Origin of the sequence: Leclercia pneumoniae, assembly GCF_017348915.1 — a bacterium.
Classification (GTDB): domain Bacteria; phylum Pseudomonadota; class Gammaproteobacteria; order Enterobacterales; family Enterobacteriaceae; genus Enterobacter; species Enterobacter pneumoniae.
The window spans coordinates 1,299,505-1,320,458 of record NZ_CP071383.1; the positions used below are offsets into that span (position 1 = coordinate 1,299,505).

At 57.9% G+C, this 20,954-nt stretch carries 21 protein-coding genes and 1 riboswitch; of the genes, 14 read left to right on the plus strand and 7 right to left on the minus strand.

Features of this window, described 5'->3' with window-relative positions; all coding sequences use genetic code 11:
• Positions 1-14: 14 nt before the first annotated feature.
• From JZ655_RS06100 to hutH, 3 genes are all read left to right on the plus strand, one after another.
• Positions 15-749: a histidine utilization repressor gene (locus JZ655_RS06100; RefSeq protein WP_207293260.1), complete on the plus strand. Its 735-nt coding sequence runs from the start codon at positions 15-17 to the stop codon at positions 747-749.
• Between the two features lie 127 nt (positions 750-876).
• The gene (hutU, locus tag JZ655_RS06105) at positions 877-2,565 is read left to right on the plus strand and encodes a urocanate hydratase (RefSeq protein ID WP_207293261.1); all 1,689 of its coding nucleotides are present in this window, start codon (positions 877-879) and stop codon (positions 2,563-2,565) included.
• On the plus strand, positions 2,562-4,082 hold the full coding sequence (gene hutH, locus JZ655_RS06110) for a histidine ammonia-lyase (RefSeq protein WP_207293262.1): 1,521 nt from the start codon (positions 2,562-2,564) through the stop codon (positions 4,080-4,082). The genes hutU and hutH overlap by 4 nt, the downstream gene beginning before the upstream one ends.
• A 31-nt stretch (positions 4,083-4,113) precedes the next feature.
• On the opposite strand, the gene JZ655_RS06115 is transcribed toward hutH, so the two are convergent.
• Complete coding sequence (locus JZ655_RS06115) at positions 4,114-4,590, minus strand: kinase inhibitor (RefSeq protein ID WP_046886949.1); 477 nt, start codon at positions 4,588-4,590, stop codon at positions 4,114-4,116.
• 70 nt (positions 4,591-4,660) lie between these two features.
• On the minus strand, positions 4,661-5,950 hold the full coding sequence (gene bioA, locus JZ655_RS06120) for an adenosylmethionine--8-amino-7-oxononanoate transaminase (RefSeq protein ID WP_425352483.1): 1,290 nt from the start codon (positions 5,948-5,950) through the stop codon (positions 4,661-4,663).
• 88 nt (positions 5,951-6,038) lie between these two features.
• On the opposite strand from bioA, the gene bioB reads away from it, so the two are divergent.
• Genes bioB through bioD form a run of 4 tightly spaced genes read left to right on the plus strand, consistent with a single transcriptional unit; the run spans position 6,039 to position 9,681 of the window.
• Positions 6,039-7,079: a biotin synthase BioB gene (bioB, locus tag JZ655_RS06125; protein ID WP_040076491.1), complete on the plus strand. Its 1,041-nt coding sequence runs from the start codon at positions 6,039-6,041 to the stop codon at positions 7,077-7,079.
• Entirely contained in the window at positions 7,076-8,233 is a 1,158-nt protein-coding gene (bioF, locus tag JZ655_RS06130) for an 8-amino-7-oxononanoate synthase (RefSeq protein ID WP_207293264.1), read from the plus strand. The genes bioB and bioF overlap by 4 nt, the downstream gene beginning before the upstream one ends.
• Positions 8,217-8,972 carry a malonyl-ACP O-methyltransferase BioC gene (gene bioC / locus JZ655_RS06135; RefSeq protein WP_046886946.1) on the plus strand — a complete coding sequence of 252 codons (756 nt, stop codon included), beginning with the start codon at positions 8,217-8,219 and terminating at the stop codon, positions 8,970-8,972. Before bioF ends, bioC begins: the two co-directional genes overlap by 17 nt.
• Positions 8,965-9,681 (plus strand): dethiobiotin synthase, encoded by a 717-nt coding sequence (gene bioD, locus JZ655_RS06140; RefSeq protein ID WP_207293265.1) that lies wholly within the window; start codon positions 8,965-8,967, stop codon positions 9,679-9,681. Before bioC ends, bioD begins: the two co-directional genes overlap by 8 nt.
• On the opposite strand, the gene JZ655_RS06145 is transcribed toward bioD, so the two are convergent.
• Complete coding sequence (locus JZ655_RS06145; RefSeq protein WP_207293266.1) at positions 9,629-10,345, minus strand: ABC transporter ATP-binding protein; 717 nt, start codon at positions 10,343-10,345, stop codon at positions 9,629-9,631. The genes bioD and JZ655_RS06145 overlap by 53 nt on opposite strands.
• Before the next feature lie 747 nt (positions 10,346-11,092).
• Here JZ655_RS06145 and uvrB point away from each other — a divergent pair.
• A complete protein-coding gene (gene uvrB, locus JZ655_RS06150; RefSeq protein ID WP_207293267.1) occupies positions 11,093-13,111 on the plus strand; it encodes an excinuclease ABC subunit UvrB in 2,019 nt (672 codons plus the stop codon).
• A gap of 51 nt (positions 13,112-13,162) precedes the next feature.
• On the opposite strand, the gene yvcK is transcribed toward uvrB, so the two are convergent.
• Entirely contained in the window at positions 13,163-14,071 is a 909-nt protein-coding gene (gene yvcK / locus JZ655_RS06155; protein WP_207293268.1) for a uridine diphosphate-N-acetylglucosamine-binding protein YvcK, read from the minus strand.
• A gap of 225 nt (positions 14,072-14,296) precedes the next feature.
• A riboswitch (molybdenum cofactor riboswitch) is annotated at positions 14,297-14,433 on the plus strand.
• Here yvcK and moaA point away from each other — a divergent pair.
• From moaA to JZ655_RS06185, 6 genes are all read left to right on the plus strand, one after another.
• Entirely contained in the window at positions 14,421-15,410 is a 990-nt protein-coding gene (moaA, locus tag JZ655_RS06160) for a GTP 3',8-cyclase MoaA (protein ID WP_207293269.1), read from the plus strand. It overlaps the preceding riboswitch by 13 nt.
• Before the next feature lie 19 nt (positions 15,411-15,429).
• Positions 15,430-15,942 (plus strand): molybdenum cofactor biosynthesis protein B, encoded by a 513-nt coding sequence (gene moaB, locus JZ655_RS06165; RefSeq protein WP_040076483.1) that lies wholly within the window; start codon positions 15,430-15,432, stop codon positions 15,940-15,942.
• Positions 15,943-15,945: 3 nt separating this feature from the next.
• Complete coding sequence (moaC, locus tag JZ655_RS06170) at positions 15,946-16,431, plus strand: cyclic pyranopterin monophosphate synthase MoaC (RefSeq protein WP_207293270.1); 486 nt, start codon at positions 15,946-15,948, stop codon at positions 16,429-16,431.
• Entirely contained in the window at positions 16,424-16,669 is a 246-nt protein-coding gene (gene moaD / locus JZ655_RS06175; protein ID WP_207293271.1) for a molybdopterin synthase sulfur carrier subunit, read from the plus strand. The genes moaC and moaD overlap by 8 nt, the downstream gene beginning before the upstream one ends.
• A gap of 1 nt (position 16,670) precedes the next feature.
• Positions 16,671-17,123, plus strand: a complete 453-nt coding sequence (moaE, locus tag JZ655_RS06180) for a molybdopterin synthase catalytic subunit MoaE (RefSeq protein WP_207293272.1) — start codon at positions 16,671-16,673, stop codon at positions 17,121-17,123.
• A gap of 56 nt (positions 17,124-17,179) precedes the next feature.
• Positions 17,180-17,887 (plus strand): Bax inhibitor-1/YccA family protein, encoded by a 708-nt coding sequence (locus tag JZ655_RS06185; RefSeq protein ID WP_040076479.1) that lies wholly within the window; start codon positions 17,180-17,182, stop codon positions 17,885-17,887.
• Positions 17,888-17,922: 35 nt separating this feature from the next.
• Here JZ655_RS06185 and JZ655_RS06190 read toward each other — a convergent pair whose 3' ends face one another.
• Genes JZ655_RS06190 through JZ655_RS06200 form a run of 3 tightly spaced genes read right to left on the minus strand, consistent with a single transcriptional unit; the run spans position 17,923 to position 20,887 of the window.
• Complete coding sequence (locus tag JZ655_RS06190; protein ID WP_046886938.1) at positions 17,923-18,888, minus strand: lysylphosphatidylglycerol synthase domain-containing protein; 966 nt, start codon at positions 18,886-18,888, stop codon at positions 17,923-17,925.
• The gene (clsB, locus tag JZ655_RS06195) at positions 18,888-20,129 is read right to left on the minus strand and encodes a cardiolipin synthase ClsB (protein WP_046886937.1); all 1,242 of its coding nucleotides are present in this window, start codon (positions 20,127-20,129) and stop codon (positions 18,888-18,890) included. The genes JZ655_RS06190 and clsB overlap by 1 nt, the downstream gene beginning before the upstream one ends.
• Positions 20,126-20,887 (minus strand): endonuclease/exonuclease/phosphatase family protein, encoded by a 762-nt coding sequence (locus tag JZ655_RS06200; protein WP_046886936.1) that lies wholly within the window; start codon positions 20,885-20,887, stop codon positions 20,126-20,128. Before JZ655_RS06200 ends, clsB begins: the two co-directional genes overlap by 4 nt.
• Positions 20,888-20,954 lie beyond the last annotated feature (67 nt).

A 20,954-nucleotide genomic window follows, 5' to 3' on the forward strand; every position in this document is an offset into this window, starting at 1 on the left:
CTTAAGGAATGGTTATGTTCACACGCGCTTCGCAGCGGCAAACTAACGCCCCGGCACCTTTTTACGAAAAGGTGAAACAGGCGATCAGCCATCAAATCGCCACGGGCGTCTGGCGGGCACACGATCGTATTCCATCCGAGGCGGAGCTGGTGGCGCAGTTCGGATTTAGCCGTATGACCATTAACCGCGCATTGCGGGAGCTTACCGACGAAGGGTTACTGGTCCGTCTGCAGGGGGTTGGCACCTTTGTGGCCGAACCTAAAGGGCAGTCGGCACTGTTTGAGATCCGCAGCATTGCCGACGAAATTGCCGCCCGCCAGCATCAGCACCGCTGTGAGGTGCTGCTGCTGGAGGAGACGCAAGCCTCTGCCCGGCAGGCCATGGCCCTGGATGTGAAAGAGGGCACGGCAATTTTTCACTCTCTGATGCTGCACTTCGAAAACGACGTCCCGGTGCAGATTGAGGATCGCTGCGTCAATGCGCTCAGGGTGCCAGCCTATTTAGAGCAAGATTATACCGCTACCACACCGCATGCTTATCTGTCACTGATTGCCCCGCTCACCGAAGGGGAACACATTGTCGAGGCTGTCCGTGCGACCTGGCAGGAGTGCGAACTGCTGCGCATCAAAGAACACGACCCCTGTCTGATGATCCGTCGACGGACCTGGTCGGCATCGAACATTGTCTCTCATGCGCGCCTGCTCTTCCCGGGCGACCGCTACCGGCTGCAAGGCCACTTTATGTCATAAGTTTTAAAAGCGTGATTGCTGACGCAATATAATAAAAATGTATATTTTTTGTTAAATCTCGCCTTGTGTGCACTTGTCTATACAAGTATATCTAATTGTATATTCTCTCCCCAATGAGGAGCACATCATGTCGTCAGGCAAGTATCGCCAGCAGACGGTGCGCGCACCCCGCGGCACCACCTTAACCGCAAAAAGCTGGCTCACCGAAGCCCCGCTGCGTATGTTAATGAATAACCTCGACCCCGATGTGGCCGAAAATCCGAACGAGCTGGTGGTTTACGGCGGTATCGGCCGCGCAGCGCGCAACTGGGACTGCTACGACGCTATTGTCGAGGCGCTCACGCAACTCGACGCAGACGAAACCCTGCTGGTGCAATCCGGCAAGCCGGTAGGGGTATTCAAAACCCATTCCAACGCGCCACGTGTGCTGATTGCCAACTCCAACCTGGTACCCCACTGGGCGACCTGGGAACACTTTAACGAGCTGGATGCAAAAGGGCTGGCCATGTACGGCCAGATGACGGCGGGCAGTTGGATCTATATCGGCAGCCAGGGGATCATCCAGGGCACCTGGGAAACCTTCGTTGAAGCCGGACGCCAGCACTATAACGGCTCCCTGAAAGGGCGCTGGATTCTTACCGCCGGTCTGGGGGGAATGGGCGGGGCGCAGCCGCTGGCCGCCACCCTGGCAGGGGCCTGCTCACTCAATATTGAGTGTCAGCAGAGCCGCATCGATTTCCGTGTGCGTACCCGCTATGTGGATGAGCAGGCCGACACGCTGGACGACGCCCTGGCGCGCATCAAAAAATATACCGAAGAGGGCAAAGCCGTTTCGATCGCACTGTGCGCCAACGCGGCGGAGATCCTGCCTGAACTGGTGGCGCGCGGCGTGCGCCCGGACATGGTCACCGACCAGACCAGCGCCCATGACCCGCTGCACGGCTACCTGCCGAAAGGCTGGCGCTGGGATGAGTATCAGCAAAAAGCGCAGCAGGATCCCCAGGGCACCGTGCGGGCCGCGAAGCTCTCCATGGCAGAGCACGTCAACGCAATGCTGGCCTTTAGCCAGCAGGGTATCCCCACATTTGATTACGGCAATAACATCCGTCAGATGGCGAAGGAGATGGGTGTACAAAACGCCTTTGATTTCCCGGGCTTTGTCCCTGCCTATATTCGTCCACTTTTCTGCCGGGGTATCGGCCCGTTCCGCTGGGTGGCGCTCTCCGGCGATCCGCAGGATATCTATAAAACCGACGCCAAAGTGAAAGAGATTATCGTTGACGATGTCCACCTGCATCATTGGCTGGATATGGCCCGGGAACGTATTAACTTCCAGGGGCTTCCGGCGCGTATCTGCTGGGTCGGGCTGGAGTGGCGCCAGAAACTCGGCCTCGCATTTAACGAAATGGTACGGAGCGGTGAAGTCTCCGCCCCTATCGTTATTGGCCGCGATCATCTCGATTCTGGCTCGGTTGCCAGCCCGAACCGAGAAACCGAAGCCATGCGTGACGGCTCTGACGCGGTCTCCGACTGGCCGCTGCTTAACGCATTACTGAACACGGCCAGCGGAGCGACCTGGGTCTCGCTGCACCACGGCGGCGGGGTGGGGATGGGCTTCTCCCAGCATGCCGGGATGGTCATCGTCTGTGACGGCAGCGATGACGCGGCCGCCCGTATCGCCCGCGTCCTGCATAACGATCCGGCCACGGGCGTGATGCGTCATGCAGACGCCGGATACGACATTGCGATTGATTGCGCCAGAGAGCAGGGACTCAACCTGCCGATGATCACCGCTCAACGAGGAGAGCACCGATGAATGCCTTTACGCTTAACCCCGGTACGCTAACTCTGGCCCAGCTTCGTCAGCTCTGGGGAAGCCCGATGCAGCTCACGCTCAGCGAGGCGGCATTTGGCGCCATTAATGAGAGCGTCGCCTGCGTTGAGGCGATTGTGGCAGAAGGTCGCACCGCCTATGGCATCAACACCGGTTTTGGCCTGTTGGCCCAGACGCGAATTGCCACGCATGACCTGGAAAACCTTCAGCGTTCGCTGGTGCTATCTCACGCCGCCGGCGTGGGGGAACCGCTCGACGATGCGATCGTGCGCCTGATGATGGTGCTAAAAATTAACAGCCTTGCCCGGGGATTTTCCGGTATCCGTCTCAGCGTGATTCAGGCGTTGATTGGGTTGGTCAATGCCGGCGTGTACCCGTGGATCCCGGCGAAGGGCTCGGTGGGGGCCTCCGGCGATCTGGCCCCGCTGGCGCATATGTCGCTCACGCTACTGGGCGAGGGGAAAGCGCGTTACCGGGGAGAGTGGCTGCCCGCCCGCGAAGCATTGCAACAAGCAGGCCTGACGCCGGTGACGCTGGCGGCGAAAGAGGGGCTAGCGCTGCTTAACGGCACTCAGGCCTCCACCGCGTTTGCGCTGCGCGGCCTGTTTGAAGCAGAAGATCTCTTTGCCTCAGCGGTCGTCTGTGGCGCGCTCACCACCGAAGCGGTGCTCGGCTCGCGGCGTCCGTTTGATGCCCGTATTCACGACGTGCGTGGCCAGCGCGGGCAAATTGACGCCGCAGCGCTATACCGTCACGTCCTGACGGACACCAGCGCCATCGCTGAGTCGCACCATAACTGCGACAAAGTGCAGGATCCGTACTCCCTTCGCTGTCAGCCGCAGGTGATGGGCGCCTGCCTTACCCAGCTGCGTCAGGCGGCGGAGGTACTGCTGGTCGAGGCAAATGCGGTGTCCGATAACCCGCTGGTCTTTGCGCAGGAGAACGAGGTGATCTCCGGAGGCAATTTCCACGCCGAGCCGGTGGCGATGGCGGCAGACAATATTGCTCTGGCGATTGCCGAAATCGGTGCGCTGGCTGAGCGGCGGATTGCGCTAATGATGGATAAACACATGTCGCAGTTGCCGCCCTTCCTGGTGCGCAACGGCGGGGTGAATTCCGGATTTATGATTGCCCAGGTAACCGCGGCGGCGCTGGCCAGTGAAAACAAAGCCTTGTCACACCCGCACAGCGTGGACAGTCTGCCCACCTCAGCGAATCAGGAAGATCACGTTTCAATGGCGCCTGCCGCAGGGCGGCGTTTATGGGAGATGGCCGGTAATACCCGTGGCGTGCTGGCAGTAGAGTGGCTGGCGGCCTGCCAGGGGATGGATCTGCGCGAGGGCTTAACGTCCAGCCCGCTGCTGGAGCAGGCACGACATACCCTGCGCGAGCAGGTGGCGCACTATGATGACGATCGGTTTTTTGCGCCAGACATTGATGCAGCGATTGCGCTGCTGAGCCAGCGCAGCCTGGTGGGGCTGCTTCCGGCCATATTGTAACGATAAGCCCGGCGCAGAGCCGGGCAGGTTTTCAGACATACATCGCCGTGATCGACGCGCTGCCCAGCGTGTGGAAATGCACGTTAAAGCCTACCATCGCGCCGCTTGCGCCTTCATCGACCTCGATTCGCTCTACGTCCAGCGCATGCACCGTGAAAATATAGCGATGGGTTTCGCCCTTCGGCGGCGCCGCGCCGCCATAGCCCGCTTTACCAAAATCGGTACGGGTTTCAACCGCGCCTTCCGGCAGGGCCACCAGCGATGAGCCCGACCCCTGCGGCAACACGCGGGTATCGGCAGGCAGATTCGCCACGATCCAGTGCCACCAACCTGAACCGGTAGGCGCATCCGGGTCATAGCAGGTGACTACAAAACTCTTCGTGCCCGCCGGCACCTCATCCCAGGCCAGGTGGGGGGAGATGTTATCGCCCTGATAACCCATGCCGTTAAAGACATGACGCTCCGGGAGTTTTTCGCCGTCGCGCAGATCCTGACTGATTAACTTCATACCGTTTCTCCGTAGCGAACTCTGCAAAAAGTGTAATGCAAAACGAGAGTACAAAACGTAACGCTATGGATTAAATCGCAAAATGTGCGGGATTGTGTACGGCATCGACCACCGCCGTGGTGAGCTTTTGCAGCTGTTCAGGGCTGATCAGGTACGGCGGCATCAGATAGATGAGCTTACCAAACGGCCGGACCCACACGCCCCGTGCCACAAAGAAGCGTTGCAGCGCCGCCATATTGACCGGATGGTGCGTTTCAACCACGCCGATGGCGCCCAGCACCCGCACGTCAGCCACGTATTCGGACTCACGCGCCGCCGCCAGAGCTTGCGAAAGCTGCGTCTCGATGGCCGCAACCTGTGCTTGCCACTCGCCGCTCTCCAGCAGGGCCAGACTTTCACTCGCCACCGCACAGGCCAGTGGATTACCCATAAACGTCGGGCCGTGCATAAAGCAGCCCGCTTCACCCTCGCTGATGGTGTCGGCCACCTGACGGGTCGTGAGGGTGGCAGAAAGCGTCATGGTACCGCCGGTTATCGCCTTGCCCAGACAGAGAATATCCGGCGCGATCCCGGCATGTTCGCAGGCAAAGAGCTTACCGGTGCGGCCAAAGCCGGTGGCGATTTCGTCGGCAATCAGCAAGATCCCCTCCCGGTCACACATTTTGCGAATACGTTTAAGCCACTCGGGATGATACATCCGCATACCGCCAGCGCCCTGCACGATAGGTTCGAGGATCACGGCGGCAATCTCATGACGATGCGCCGCCATCAGGCGAGCAAAGCCGACCATGTCTGCCTCATCCCATTCGCCATCGAAACGGTTTTGTGGGGCGGGTGCAAAGAGGTTTTCCGGCAGATAACCCTTCCACAGGCTGTGCATTGAGTTATCAGGATCGCAGACCGACATCGCGCCGAAGGTATCGCCGTGATAGCCGTTGCGGAAGGTGAGGAAACGCTGACGGGTTTCGCCTTTGGCATGCCAGTATTGCAGCGCCATTTTCATCGCTACTTCTACCGCCACCGAGCCCGAGTCGGCAAGAAACACGCACTCCAGCGCCTGCGGAGTCATGGCCACCAGCCGACGACAGAGATCCACGGCGGGCTGGTGGGTAATACCGCCGAACATGACATGAGACATCTGATCGATCTGCGCCTTCATCGCCGCGTTCAGACGCGGGTGATTGTAGCCATGAATGGCCGCCCACCAGGAAGACATTCCGTCCACCAGCAGCTCGCCGCTGGCGAGTTTCAATTCGCAACCCTGCGCCGAGGCGACCGGGTAAACCGGTAACGGCTGGGTCATAGAGGTGTAAGGGTGCCAGATGTGGCGCTGATCGAAAGCGAGATCGTCCGTTGTCATAATCGACTTGTAAACCATTTTGAAAACATTTAGGTTTACAAGTATAAACCGAACCCACCCTGAACTAAACCCCTTTTGGAGATGCCCCATGGCTCACCAGACACGCTGGACGATGTCGCAAGTTACTGCATTATTTGAAAAACCCCTCCTTGAACTGCTGTTTGAAGCCCAGCAAATTCATCGTCAGCACTTCGATCCGCAGCAGGTGCAGGTCAGCACCTTGCTGTCGATTAAAACCGGCGCCTGCCCGGAAGATTGCAAATACTGCCCGCAAAGTGCGCGCTACAAAACTGGCCTGGAATCTGAACGTCTGATGGAAGTTGAACAGGTGCTGGAGTCAGCCCGTCAGGCGAAAAACGCAGGCTCCACCCGCTTCTGCATGGGGGCCGCCTGGAAGAACCCTCACGATCGCGATATGCCTTATCTGGAGCAGATGGTACAAGGCGTGAAGGCGATGGGGATGGAGGCCTGTATGACGCTGGGTACGCTGAACGAAACCCAGGCTCAGCGCCTGAGCGCGGCGGGGCTGGATTACTACAACCACAACCTCGACACCTCCCCGGAGTTTTACGGCAATATCATCACCACCCGCACCTATCAGGAGCGTCTCGACACCCTCGACAAGGTGCGCGATGCGGGCATCAAAGTCTGCTCGGGCGGGATCGTCGGTTTAGGCGAAACGGTGAAAGATCGTGCAGGTCTGCTGCTGCAGCTGGCCAACTTACCGACGCCGCCAGAGAGCGTGCCTATCAACATGCTGGTGAAGGTAAAGGGCACCCCGCTGGCCGATAACGATGACGTCGATGCGTTCGATTTTATTCGCACTATTGCCGTGGCGCGCGTGATGATGCCGACCTCCTGGGTACGTCTGTCCGCCGGTCGCGAGCAGATGAACGAACAGACCCAGGCGATGTGTTTTATGGCCGGGGCGAACTCCATCTTCTACGGCTGCAAGCTGCTGACCACCCCGAACCCGGAAGAGGACAAAGACGTTCAGCTGTTCCGTAAGCTGGGGCTCAATCCGCAGCAGACCGCGGTAGCCACGGGCGACATTGAGCAACAGCATCAGCTGGAGCAGCAACTTTTCAACGCCGACACTGAACAGTTCTACAACGCGGCAACGGTATGACCTGGCAGCAACGGATCACCGCCGCCCTGGACGCACGCCGGGCGGCAGACGCGCTGCGCGTGCGCACGGTGGTAGAGAACGGCGCGGGCCGGTTTCTCACCCGCGACCAGCAGCGCTACTGCAACTTCTCCAGCAATGACTACCTTGGGCTGAGCCAACATCCTGAGGTTATTCGTGCCTGGCAGCAGGGGGCTGAGCAGTACGGTGTCGGCAGCGGCGGCTCGGGCCATGTCAGCGGCTATACCCGTGCGCATCAGGCACTGGAAGAACATCTGGCCGGCTGGTTAGGCTATCCACGTGCGCTGCTGTTTATCTCGGGCTTTGCGGCGAATCAGGCTCTCATTGCGGCTCTGCCGGGTAAAGCGGATCGGATCCTGGCCGACCGTCTGAGCCATGCTTCGCTGCTGGAGGCGGCCAGCCTCAGCCCGGCGCAGTTACGCCGCTTTGCGCACAACGATCCTGCGCAGCTGGCCGAATTGCTGGATAAACCCTGCGCCGGCCAACAGCTGGTTGTGACCGAGGGGATTTTCAGCATGGATGGCGACAGCGCGCCCTTAGCGGCGCTGGCCTCAGCTACCTGGCAGAGACAGGGCTGGCTGCTGGTGGACGATGCCCATGGGATCGGCATCACCGGCCCGGAAGGGCGGGGCAGCGCGGCTTGTCAGCAGGTCAAACCGGACCTGCTGGTCGTCACCTTCGGTAAAGGGGTGGGCGTCAGCGGCGCGGCGGTGCTGTGCAGCGACGAGGTTGCCGATTATCTGCTGCAGTTTGCACGCCATCTCATCTACAGCACCAGCATGCCGCCTGCCCAGGCGGTCGCGCTGCTGACGGCGTTTAACCTCATTCGGGGTGAAGAGGGCGATGCGCGGCGACAAAAACTGGCACAGCATATTCAACAGTTCCGCCGTGGTGTGAAGGGTTTGCCGCTGCAGGTGACCCACTCGCACAGTGCCATTCAACCGCTGATTGTCGGCGAGAATGGCCGGGCGCTGCATCTGGCGCAGCAGCTCAGAAGCCAGGGCATTTGGGTGACGGCGATCCGACCGCCTACGGTGCCTGCGGGCACGGCGCGTTTGCGCCTGACCCTCACCGCCGCTCATAAAGCGGCAGATATCACGACGCTTCTGGAGGCGCTCCATGCCGCAAGTGAATAAACAGGCGATTGCCGCTGCCTTTGGCCGCGCTGCCCAGAGCTATGCTAACCATGACGCGCTGCAGCGACACAGCGCGCAGGGGCTGCTGGCCCTGTTGGGGGACATCGCCCCCAGCCGGGTGCTGGATGCAGGCTGCGGTCCGGGCGGGAATAGCCGCGTTTGGCGCAGTCGGGGCTGCCACGTGACGGCGATGGATCTCAGCGCACCGATGCTTGAACAGGCCCGCAGCAACGAGGCCGCAGACGCCTACCTGCTGGCGGATATCGAGGCTATCCCGCTGGCGGATGCCGGTTTCGATCTGGTCTGGAGCCACCTGGCGGTACAGTGGTGCGCCAGCCTGCCGCAGGCGCTCGCCGAGCTCTACCGGGTGACGCGGCCTGGAGGGCAGGTGGCATTTACCACACTTCTGAACGACTCCCTGCCGGAGCTGAATCAGGCCTGGCGAGCGATAGATGACCGCGCCCACGCTAACCGCTTTTTAACGGCGCAGCAGCTCACAGAAGCCCTCTCTGGCTGGCGTTGCCGGGTAAAGCGTCAGACGGTCACTTTGCCGTTTGATGATGCCCTGCAGGCGATGCGATCCCTGAAGGGAATTGGAGCCACCCATTTGCACGAAGGGCGTGCCGGTAAACTGCTGACCCGTAGAGCGTTACAGCAGTTAGCGCTGGCCTGGCCGCAGCAGAACGGAAAATTTCCGCTAACTTATCAACTCTTTCATGGAATTATCGAACGTGATTAACCGCTTTTTCGTCACCGGCACCGACACTGAGGTAGGCAAAACCGTTGCCAGCACCGCGCTGTTACAGGCAGCTTCCGCCCTGGGGTACCGTACGGCAGGTTACAAACCGGTTGCGTCGGGCAGCGAGATGACCGTAGAGGGGCTTCGTAACAGCGATGCGCTGGCATTACAGCACAACAGCAGCGTGGCGCTGCCCTACGATCGGGTGAACCCTTACACCTTTGCGGAGCCGACTTCCCCGCACATCGTCAGCGCTGACGAAGGGCGCCCCATCGATTTTTCGATCCTCTCTGCCGGCTTGCGTACCCTTGAACAGCAGGCCAACTGGGTGCTGGTAGAGGGGGCCGGTGGGTGGTTCACGCCACTCTCAGAGACACAGACTTTTGCCGACTGGGTAGTGACTGAGCAGTTGCCGGTGATCCTGGTGGTAGGGGTGAAACTGGGCTGTATTAACCACGCCATGCTGACCGCGAAGGCGGTAGAGCAGGCCGGACTCCGGCTGGCGGGCTGGGTGGCCAACGATGTCGTACCGCCGGGTAAACGCCACGCGGAGTATATGGCGTCGTTGACCCGGCTCATCCCCGCACCGCTGCTGGGCGAGATCCCCTGGCTGGGTGAGCACGGCGATACGGCAGAGGTGGGGCGCTATCTCTCCCTTAGCGCGCTGACGCCATCCAGTGGGCCAGCAGGGGATCGTCCAGCTCGCTAACGCGTCCCTGCGCAACGTTGCGCCCGCGATAGAGTAAACAAAAGCGATCCGCGACCCGGCGGATCAGCGACAGCTGCTGTTCTGCCAGTAAAACCGATAACCCTAACTCCCGGTTAAGCCGCACCAGCAGCTGCGCCAGCTTCACGGCGAACGACTGCCCTGGCCCGCGGCTGGGTTCATCCAGGATCAGCAGCCGGGGACGGGTCACCAGCGTATTCGCCAGCGCCAGCTGGTACTGCTCTGCCTCACCGATACCCGACGCGCGTAACCGGCGCAAAGGGTAGAGTTCCGGGAAGAGGTCGTAGATCTCGCCATTCATGGTGCCGCCCATGTCTCCCTTTGCCATCCGCGCAACCTGTAAGTTCTCCTCTACCGTCAGCTGTGAAAAGATGCGCCGCTCTTGCGGCACATAGCCAATGCCTAGCTGATGGCGCGTCTGCGCTGCCACGCCTAACAGATTGTAGGGAGGGGCGCCCGCCTCATGCCACACCATGCTGCCGCTGGCGACGGGCAGCAAACCCGCAATACAGTGGATCAGCGTGGTTTTCCCCATGCCGGGCTGGCCGACGATACCGGTACACACGCCGGGGGGCAGGTCGAGATCGACATTCCATAGCGTATGCTGATTCCCGTAGTACTGGTTAACGGCTCGGAGGCTCAACATCGTGTTTTCTCCTTAGGCTGGCGACGATGACCTGACATGTACTGCAAAACCCTTGCCACAGAGTCAGAAGAGGGCAAAAAACACCGTTTTTTCGGAACCCGCCGCAAAGTTTCTCCCTCAATCGCAGAAGATTGCACTGCCGCAGTGCCAGCCATGAAGAGTAATGGTGCAGCGCCTTTCTGCCGGGAGTGTGAGCAAGATCCCACCAATTTGCTCTGCCTTTTTTCGCTGAGGATCACCAAAATTTAGCGATAAAAAAATTTCTTGCCGCGTTGGGTTAAAAAACCGGGAATTAGCAGAGCGGCGGCGGCTACGGGCTGGAATGAGTTATCCACTATTCCTGTGGATAACCTTGTGCATTAGAGTTAGAAAACGTGAGGTAAGCGAGAGAATACGCGGCCTGCGCCTGAATTGCTGCGAAACCCGTCTTTTCTTAATATTTTTTTATTATCAATAAGTTATATAAAAGCAATGTCTGTCAAGAAAGTGTCATGGTTAATGACAAAAGTACGTGGGCTCGTCTTGACAAATGTTAAAAAAGGAAAAGTTTTGGGGATAACCGAAAAAGTTCCGCATTCTGGCGGGTTGCAGGCGAAATTTTGCGCAGTAAACCGGTTAAAGAGTAGGCGGTAACAGAAATGGCAATTCACGTTACTGGTTTTTCATCCAGTATAATTTACTGGCAAAAAACCGTATCGCGAGTAAAATTACTCACCTGCCGTATAATTGATCATCAGGTCGTTGTTAATGAGTAAACCGTTCAAACTGAATTCCGCTTTCCGTCCTTCTGGCGACCAGCCAGAAGCGATTCGCCGTTTGAAAGAGGGGCTGGAGGATGGTCTCGCGCATCAGACGTTGCTGGGGGTAACCGGCTCGGGTAAAACCTTTACCGTTGCCAACGTCATTGCCGACCTGCAACGTCCGACCATGGTGCTGGCGCCAAATAAAACCCTGGCGGCGCAGCTGTACGGCGAGATGAAAGAGTTCTTTCCTGAAAACGCCGTTGAGTATTTCGTCTCTTACTACGACTACTATCAGCCTGAGGCCTATGTCCCAAGTTCGGACACCTTTATCGAGAAAGATGCCTCGGTAAACGAACATATTGAGCAGATGCGACTCTCTGCCACCAAAGCGCTGCTTGAGCGTCGCGATGTGGTGGTGGTGGCCTCGGTATCGGCGATTTACGGTCTGGGCGACCCGGATCTCTATCTGAAAATGATGCTGCACCTGACGGTGGGCATGATTATCGATCAGCGCGCCATTTTGCGCCGTCTGGCCGAGCTGCAGTACACCCGCAACGATCAGGCCTTCCAGCGCGGTACGTTCCGCGTGCGCGGCGAGGTGATTGATATCTTCCCCGCCGAGTCCGACGATATCGCCCTGCGCGTGGAACTGTTTGATGAAGAGGTAGAGCGGCTGTCGCTGTTCGACCCGCTTACCGGCCATGTGGAGTCGGTGATCCAGCGTTACACCATCTATCCAAAGACCCACTACGTGACCCCACGCGAGCGTATCGTACAGGCGATGGAAGAGATTAAAGTCGAGCTGGGCGATCGCCGTAAGGTGCTGCTTGCCAACAATAAATTGCTGGAAGAGCAGCGCCTGAGCCAGCGCACCCAGTTTGATCTGGAGATGATGAACGAGCTGGGCTACTGCTCCGGCATCGAAAACTACTCCCGGTACCTCTCCGGGCGCGGGCCGGGCGAGGCGCCGCCGACCCTGTTTGACTACCTGCCGGCGGATGGCCTGCTGGTGGTGGATGAATCCCACGTAACCATTCCGCAAATCGGCGGCATGTATCGCGGTGACCGGGCGCGTAAAGAGACGCTGGTGGAGTATGGCTTCCGCCTGCCTTCCGCGCTGGACAACCGCCCAATGAAATTTGAAGAGTTCGAGGCACTGGCACCGCAAACCATCTACGTTTCAGCGACGCCGGGCAACTATGAGCTCGAAAAGTCGGGCGGCGACGTAGTGGATCAGGTTGTGCGTCCGACCGGTCTGCTTGATCCGATCATAGAGGTGCGCCCGGTGGCGACGCAGGTTGACGATCTGCTCTCTGAGATCCGCGCCCGGGCCTCTATCAACGAGCGCGTGCTGGTAACGACCCTCACCAAGCGCATGGCGGAAGATCTGACCGAATACCTGGAAGAGCATGGCGAAAAGGTGCGTTATCTGCACTCGGATATCGATACCGTCGAGCGTATGGAAATTATCCGCGACCTGCGTTTGGGCGAGTTTGATGTGCTGGTGGGCATCAACTTACTGCGAGAAGGGCTGGACATGCCTGAGGTGTCGCTGGTCGCGATTCTCGACGCTGATAAAGAGGGCTTCCTGCGCTCTGAGCGTTCACTGATTCAGACCATTGGCCGTGCCGCGCGTAACGTAAACGGTAAGGCGATTCTCTACGGCGATAAGATCACCCCGTCGATGGCGAAAGCGATTGGTGAGACCGAGCGTCGTCGTGAGAAGCAGCAACAATACAACGAAGAGCACGGCATCACGCCACAGGGTCTGAACAAGAAAGTGGTGGATATTCTGGCGCTGGGTCAGAACATTGCCAAGACCAAAGCCAAAGGCCGCGGTAAAGCGCGCCCGGTCATAGTGGAAGACGATTCCGCGTTACTGACGCCAAAAGCGTTGCAGCAGAAAATACACGAACTGGAAGGCCAGATGATGGAGCATGCGCAGAACCTCGAGTTCGAAGAGGCGGCGCAGCTTCGCGATCAGCTGCATCAGTTGCGAGAGTTGTTTATTGCGGCGTCGTGATTAATCTCGGTTCCCTCGCCCGAGAGGTGAGGGAACCGGTCAAAACGTCATTCAGCCCAATGCCTGAATGGCGCTTTCCAGCGCGACACGCAGCAGATGTCGATCGTGACGATATTTGATATCGCTGGCCTCCAGCGGCTCCTGGATCACCACGCGTCCCTCCATTCCTGAAGTATCCACTTTGGGCCCCACGACCACCGCATCGATAATTTTCTTACCGACCCGCTCCTCCATCAGCTGCAATTTGTTCGCCAGCGTTAAGCTGGCCGCGGCCGGGCTGAGTTCGCGCCCCAGGTTACCGATATAGACCACCGGTGCCGGTGTACGGCGTAGCGCCTGCGCCAGCTCGTTAATCAACAGCAGCGGCATCAGGCTGGTATAAAAGCTGCCGGGGCCAATCAGTATCAAATCTGCTTCGCCTATCGCTTCTACCGCTTCGCGGGTGGCAGGCACGCTTGGGTAGATCATCAGCTCTTTTGGCGCTACGGTGAGCTGATCAATATTCACTTCGCCATAGACTTCGTGGCCGTCGGCATCAATAGCCATCAGATCGACCGGCAATTCGGACATCGGAATCAAAAACGCATCCACTTTAAGCAGGTTGCGAATGAGATTGATCGCCTCCAGAGGCCTGACGCTGAGATGGTCCAGCGCCTTTAACATGAGATTTCCGAGGTTATGACCCGAAAGCTCGCCATTACCGCCAAAACGGTACTCAAACATGGCCGAGGCGACGCTGGGTTCGGTAATTAACTGGTTTAAGCAGTTACGCATGTCGCCCCAGGCGATCCCCCCTTCAGAGCGGCGAATTCGACCCGTTGAGCCCCCGTTATCAGTGGTAGTTACAATCCCTGTCAGGCGTGAGCCAAGAGATGACAGAGATGACATCACTCGTCCCAGGCCGTGCCCTCCACCGAGGGCCACCACGCGATCGAGGTCGGCAAAAGTGCGGTTGCGCATAAACATTCCTTCAAATTACGAACCCGCTAACAGTAACCTAACTACCCCTAAAAGACGATGCCCGTCCGGAGGCAAAATGACGTACATCAATGCAAAAACAGGGTATTTGCGTATTCTGTTGCGAAAATAGACGATAAGCGCGTTATATATAAATTTATATAGCGAAAGCGCGGGATGGCGAAATCCCCTTTAACGCGCTACTATCGGCTTAACCACGTTTTCATTACTGAAAACATACACTCTAGCCTTAACGCCTGTGTCCACAATGATATGGCGTTCTGGCCGTGGCGGTTCCGCCACCAGGGTACAGAAAGAAATGACTGTGCCTCCCATATTTGGAAAGGTGTACATGGCTTCACAACTTACCGATGCTTTCGCGCGTAAGTTTTATTACTTACGTTTGTCGATTACCGATGTGTGCAACTTTCGTTGCACCTATTGCCTGCCCGAGGGTTACAAACCGGGTAGAGTAACCAATAACGGCTTTCTCTCCGTGGATGAAGTGCGCCGCGTGACGCGCGCCTTTGCTGCAATGGGCACCGAAAAGGTTCGCCTTACGGGAGGAGAGCCCTCACTGCGCCGTGATTTTGTCGATATTATTGCCGCTGTGCGTGAAAACGACGCCATTCGTCAGATTGCGGTCACAACCAACGGATACCGTCTTGCACGCGACGTCGCCCAGTGGCGCGATGCGGGCCTGACGGCAATTAACGTTAGCGTCGATAGCCTCGATGCCCGTCAGTTCCACGCCATCACCGGGCAGGACAAGTTTCAGCAGGTGATGGAGGGGATCGATGCCGCCTTTGAGGCAGGCTTCGACAAGGTTAAAGTCAACACCGTGCTCATGCGCGATGTGAATCATCATCAGCTCGACACCTTCCTGGCGTGGATCAAACCGCGTCGCATTCAGTTGCGTTTTATCGAATTAATGGAGACCGGTGAAGGTAGCGAGCTGTTCCGCCGTCATCATATCTCTGGCATGGTGCTGCGCGATGCGCTACTCAAACGTGGCTGGATCCATCAGATTCGTCAGCGCAGCGACGGCCCGGCACAAGTCTTTTGCCATCCTGATTACGAAGGCGAAATTGGGCTGATCATGCCTTATGAGAAAGATTTCTGTGCCAGTTGTAACCGCCTGCGCGTTTCGTCGGTGGGTAAACTGCACCTCTGTCTGTTTGGCGATGGCGGCGTGGATCTGCGCGATTTGCTTGCCGAGGATGCACAACAGCAGGCGCTTGAAGCGCGTATCTCCGAGGCATTGACGCACAAAAAACAGACCCACTTCCTGCATCAGGGCAATACCGGAATCACCCAGAACCTCTCTTATATTGGCGGTTAAGCGCATAAGGAAGCAGAACATGAGCCAGGTTAACGCCGAATTTATCCCGACGCGGATAGCCATTCTTACCGTCTCTGAACGCCGCGGCGAAGAGGATGACACCTCTGGTCACTGGCTGCGCGAGGCGGCGCATGATGCGGGCCATCAGATTGTCGATAAGGCCATTGTTAAAGAGAATCGCTACGCCATACGTGCGCAGGTCTCTCAGTGGATCGCCAGCGAAAATGTGCAGGTGGTACTGATCACCGGTGGCACCGGTTTTACGGCCGGGGACCAGGCACCGGAAGCGCTGCTCCCGCTCTTCGATCGCGAAGTCGAAGGTTTTGGCGAGGTGTTCCGTATGCTCTCCTTTGAAGAGATTGGCACCTCCACGCTGCAGTCGCGCGCAGTGGCTGGCATCGCCAATAACACCCTGATTTTTGCTATGCCGGGCTCCACGAAAGCCTGTCGTACCGCGTGGGAGAACATTATCGCTCCGCAGCTTGATGCCCGTACGCGCCCGTGCAATTTCCATCCTCATCTTAAGAAGTAAGCTATGTCGCAACTGACCCATATTAACGCCGCGGGTGAAGCCCATATGGTGGATGTCTCTGCCAAAGCGGAAACCGTACGCGAAGCGCGCGCAGAAGCCTTCGTCACCATGTTGCCAGAGACTCTGGCGATGATTATTGATGGCAGACACCACAAAGGCGACGTCTTTGCCACGGCGCGTATCGCAGGCATTCAGGCCGCTAAACGTACCTGGGAGTTGATTCCGCTCTGCCATCCGCTGATGTTAAGCAAAGTCGAAGTGAATCTGCAGGCCCAGCCGGAACAGAGCCGGGTGCGTATTGAGTCGCTGTGCCGTCTGACGGGTAAAACCGGCGTTGAGATGGAAGCCCTCACCGCCGCCTCGGTTGCGGCGCTGACCATCTATGACATGTGCAAAGCGGTCCAGAAAGATATGGTAATTGGCCCGGTGCGCCTGTTAGCGAAGAGCGGCGGTAAATCGGGGGATTTCAGGGTGGAAAGCAATGATTAAAATTCTGTTTTTTGCGCAGGTGCGCGAGCTGGTTAATACCGACAGCCTGACGCTGGATGCCACCTTCGACGATGTTGAAGCGCTGCGTGCGCACCTGGCGGGGCAGGGTGACCGATGGGCACTGGCGCTGGAACCCGGCAAACTGCTGGCGGCGGTCAACCAGACCCTCGTTGAGTTTAACCATCCCGTCCGTGCCGGTGACGAAGTCGCCTTTTTCCCACCGGTCACCGGAGGCTAACATGAGTGAAACCTGCATCCGCGTGCAGACCGCGCCCTTCAACGTAGGTGAAGAGTACCGCTGGCTGGCCGAGCGCGACGAAGACGGCGCGGTGGTGACCTTTACCGGTAAAGTGCGTAACCACAACCTGGGCGACAGCGTTAAAGCGCTCACGCTGGAACACTACCCGGGGATGACTGAGAAAGCGCTGACGGAAATCGTTGCTGGTGCGCGCGAACGCTGGGCATTAGGGCGTGTCACTGTCATCCATCGCATTGGTGAGATGTGGCCGGGCGAAGAGATTGTCTTTGTCGGCGTCACCAGCGTTCATCGCGGCAGCGCCTTCGACGCGGGCGAGTTTATTATGGATTATTTGAAAACGCGCGCCCCCTTCTGGAAACGCGAAGCCACGCCGGAAGGTGAGCGCTGGGTCGAGTCCCGCGACAGCGATAAAGCCGCAGCCCATCGCTGGTAGCCGGATTGCCGGGATGTGTTAGGCTTATGAGTATGTTTTCTTAACAGGAGTGAGTCATGGATCGATTTCCGCGTTCCGATTCGATAGTTCAGCAGACCCGCAGCGGGCTGCAGACCTATATGGCGCAGGTGTACGGCTGGATGACGGTCGGGCTGCTGCTAACCGCGTTTATCGCCTGGTATGCGGCGAATACGCCTGAGTTGATGATGTTTATCTTCTCAAGCAAAGTCACCTTCTTTGGGCTGATCATTGCGCAACTGGGGCTGGTATTTGTGCTCTCAGGCCTGGTGCATAAGCTCAGCGCCGGGATGGCAACAACGCTATTTATGCTCTATTCGGCGCTGACGGGGCTCACGCTCTCCAGCATCTTCCTCGTCTATACCTACTCATCTATCGCCAGCACCTTTGTGGTGGCCGGTGGGATGTTTGGTGCCATGAGTCTGTATGGCTACACCACCAAACGTGACTTGAGCGGCTTCGGCAATATGCTGTTTATGGCGCTGATTGGTATCGTGTTGGCTTCGCTGGTGAACTTCTGGCTGAAGAGCGAGGCGTTGATGTGGGCGGTGACCTATATCGGGGTGATTGTCTTTGTCGGGCTGACGGCTTACGACACTCAGAAGCTGAAAAACATCGGCGAGCAGATGGATGTGCGTGACAGTAGCAACCTGCGTAAATACGCCATTCTGGGGGCGTTGACCCTCTATCTGGACTTCATCAACCTGTTCCTGATGCTGCTGCGTATTTTCGGCAACCGCCGTTAACGCTCAGGCCCGGCGAACCCTTCGCCGGGCCATTATCACTGTTTCTGCATCGCCTCTTCGTTTTTCGCCCGCAGCTTCTTCGCCCGACCTTCCAGAATCAGATACCCCACCGTCGCCAGCGCCAGCGGCAGGAAGTAATAGAGCACGCGGTACGCCAGCAGGGCGGCAATTATCTTGCCGTGCGAAACATGTTCCCCGGCCAGCAGGGCAATAAATACGGCCTCGAGCACCCCGATCCCGGCAGGAATATGGACGATGACCCCGGCGATGCTGCTCACCAGCAGAACCCCAAGCACGAAGAAGTAATTCACATCTTCGCCGATCAGCATCCAGATGATGACTCCCATCGCCATCCAGTTTGCCGCCGAGATGGCCATCTGCGCCAGCGCAAACTTCCACGACGGCAGTACCAGCTTCTGGCCCTTAATGGTCATATGACGGCGTTTAGCAAAGGCGCAGGCCCAGAGATAGAACGCAATCATCGCCAGCAGCACAATGCCAATAATCCGTAGCGTACCCTGGTCGATATACCAGTGGTCGGGCAGTTGCACCACGCCTGCGGTAAAGATCACCCCGCCCAGCAGGATATAGCCCAGCCAGTTGGTAGTGATACTCAGCGAAAAGATGCGGGTGATGGTGCTACCGGGTAGGCCAAGACGGGAATAGAGGCGATAACGCATACCGATGCCGCCCACCCAGGTGCTCAGGGTCAGGTTAAAGGCATAGCAGATAAACGACACCAGCATCACCTGCCGCTTTGCCAGTTTGTGACCACAATAGGCCCGCCCCAGTAAGTCATAGCAGCCATAAATCAGGTAGCTCACTATCACAAGACCAAAAGCGCTCGCCAGGATCCACGGGTTATAGTCGCGGATAACTTTGCCCACGTCCTCCCAGTCCACTTTCTGCGCGTAAATCACCAGCAGCACCGCTACGGCGATGAAAAAGAGCCCGGTGAGAATTTTTTTGGCCACCCGCCAGCGGGAATGTTTTTTACTCATCAGGGTTTCGCCCCCGTATTTTCAGCTTCGACACGATCCTGCGTCTCCATCTCGGGTTGCACTGGCGGGTCAACCTGCGCCAGCTTGGGCGTATGGGCGGGCAGCCAGCCAACCAGCGCCGGGAAATGACGCAGGAAGTGGAACACCACCACGCTTTTTGTCAGGTTCCACCAGGTGCGTTTCGGCACCATCGACTCATCCACGCGTACGCAATCCTTTTCAATAATGGTGTTCAGGTTTTCACGCAACGTATGGTTAAACTCGCGATCGTGAATAATCAGGTTAGCCTCGAGATTCAGGGAGAGGCTAAGGGGGTCGAGATTACTGGAGCCCACGGTCGCCCAGTGATCGTCCATCACCGCCACTTTGCCATGCAGCGGACGGCGGCGGTATTCGTAGATCTGTACGCCGCCTTTCACCAGATAGTGATACAGCAGACGCGCGCCTACGGTGACAATCGGCATATCAGGCTCGCCCTGAACGATAAGCTTCACCCGAACCCCACGCCGTGCCGCGTTACGCATGGCGTGCAGTAGCCGATAGCCCGGGAAGAAATAGGCATTGGCAATGATCACTTCCCGACGGGCGTTAGCCAGCATCTTCAGATAGTGGCGCTCAATATCATCCCGGTGTTCTTCGTTGTCACGCCAGACGAACAGCGCCTGAGCCTCACCGGGTTTGGTGTTCTCTTCCGGGCGGTGGCGGCGCTTCCACCACCGGCGGGCGGCGGCGTTGCCGGGCAGGTTCTCCAGCTCAAACTGTAGGATGTCCTGCACCACTGGGCCTTCCACCTCTATCGCGTAATCCTGCTTGGCTTCCGGGCCGTAGTCCGACATATGTTCATCGGAGTAGTTAATGCCGCCGACAAAGGCGATGCGGTCATCAATGACCACAATTTTGCGGTGCATACGGCGAAAGACGTTGGTACGCATGCCCAGCAGGGGAGGGCGTGGATCGTAATATCGGAACACCACGCCGGCCGCGGTCAGCTCACCGACAAAATCATCGCTTAAATCGGGTGAGCCGTAGCCGTCCAGCAGGACTTCAATCTGTACACCGCGCTGAGCCGCACCGAGCACTGCAGCATGCAGCTGGCGGCCTACGCCATCTTCAAACCAGATAAAGGTTTCGAGAATAACTCTGCGTTCCGCTTTGCCAATGGCGGCAAAAACGGCGGGATAAAAGTTATCTCCGTTTTCCAGAAGCCGTATCCGGTTACCCTCTTGCCATGAGCATTTCATAAGTGGATCTCCGCACTCAAAGGGGCATGGTCGGACAGGTGACGCCAGTTTCTCAGCGCCAGCGCGGTAGGGGCGCTGGCATGGGCATTTTTCACATAAATACGGTCGAGACGCAGCAGCGGAAAGCTAACGGGAAAAGTGCGTGCCGGTCGACCGTGGGCGCGGGTAAAAATCTCATCTAATCCCGCTCGGGCTTTCAACGGATGGTTAGCCCGCTGGCGCCAGTCATTAAAATCCCCGGCCACCACCACCGGATCGCCCTCCGGCAGGCCATTGACCCAGGTGGACATCATATCCAGCTGCGCCCGGCGGTGCGCCTCTCGTAGCCCCAGATGGACAGAGGCCACGTGCAGGGGGGCGTCGAATTCCGGCAGGGCGATACGGCAATAGAGCAGCCCGCGCTTTTCGCTCTCGCCCACCGAAACGTCATGGTTTTCGTAATGTTCAATAGGATAGCGTGAAAGCACCGCATTGCCATGGTGCCCTTCGGGGTAGACCGCGTTGCGCCCGTAGGCATAGTCGCTCCACATGGTATCGGCAAGAAACTCATAGTGGCTGGTATCGGGCCAGTTCTCCACGTGCAGCGGATGCACTTCGTGCGCCCCCATCACCTCCTGCAGGCAGACGATATCCGCGCTGACGGTGCGAACCGCGTCGCGTAGCTCCGGCAAAATAAAGCGGCGGTTAAATGCCGTAAAGCCTTTATGGATGTTGATCGTCAACACTTTTAGCGAAAAATGGCGGCTTTGTTGGCTCATAAGCTCCCTCCGGCGTTACTATCCTGATGAAAATAAAGTGTAGTCGTCGTCACAAAAAGATGCTGGG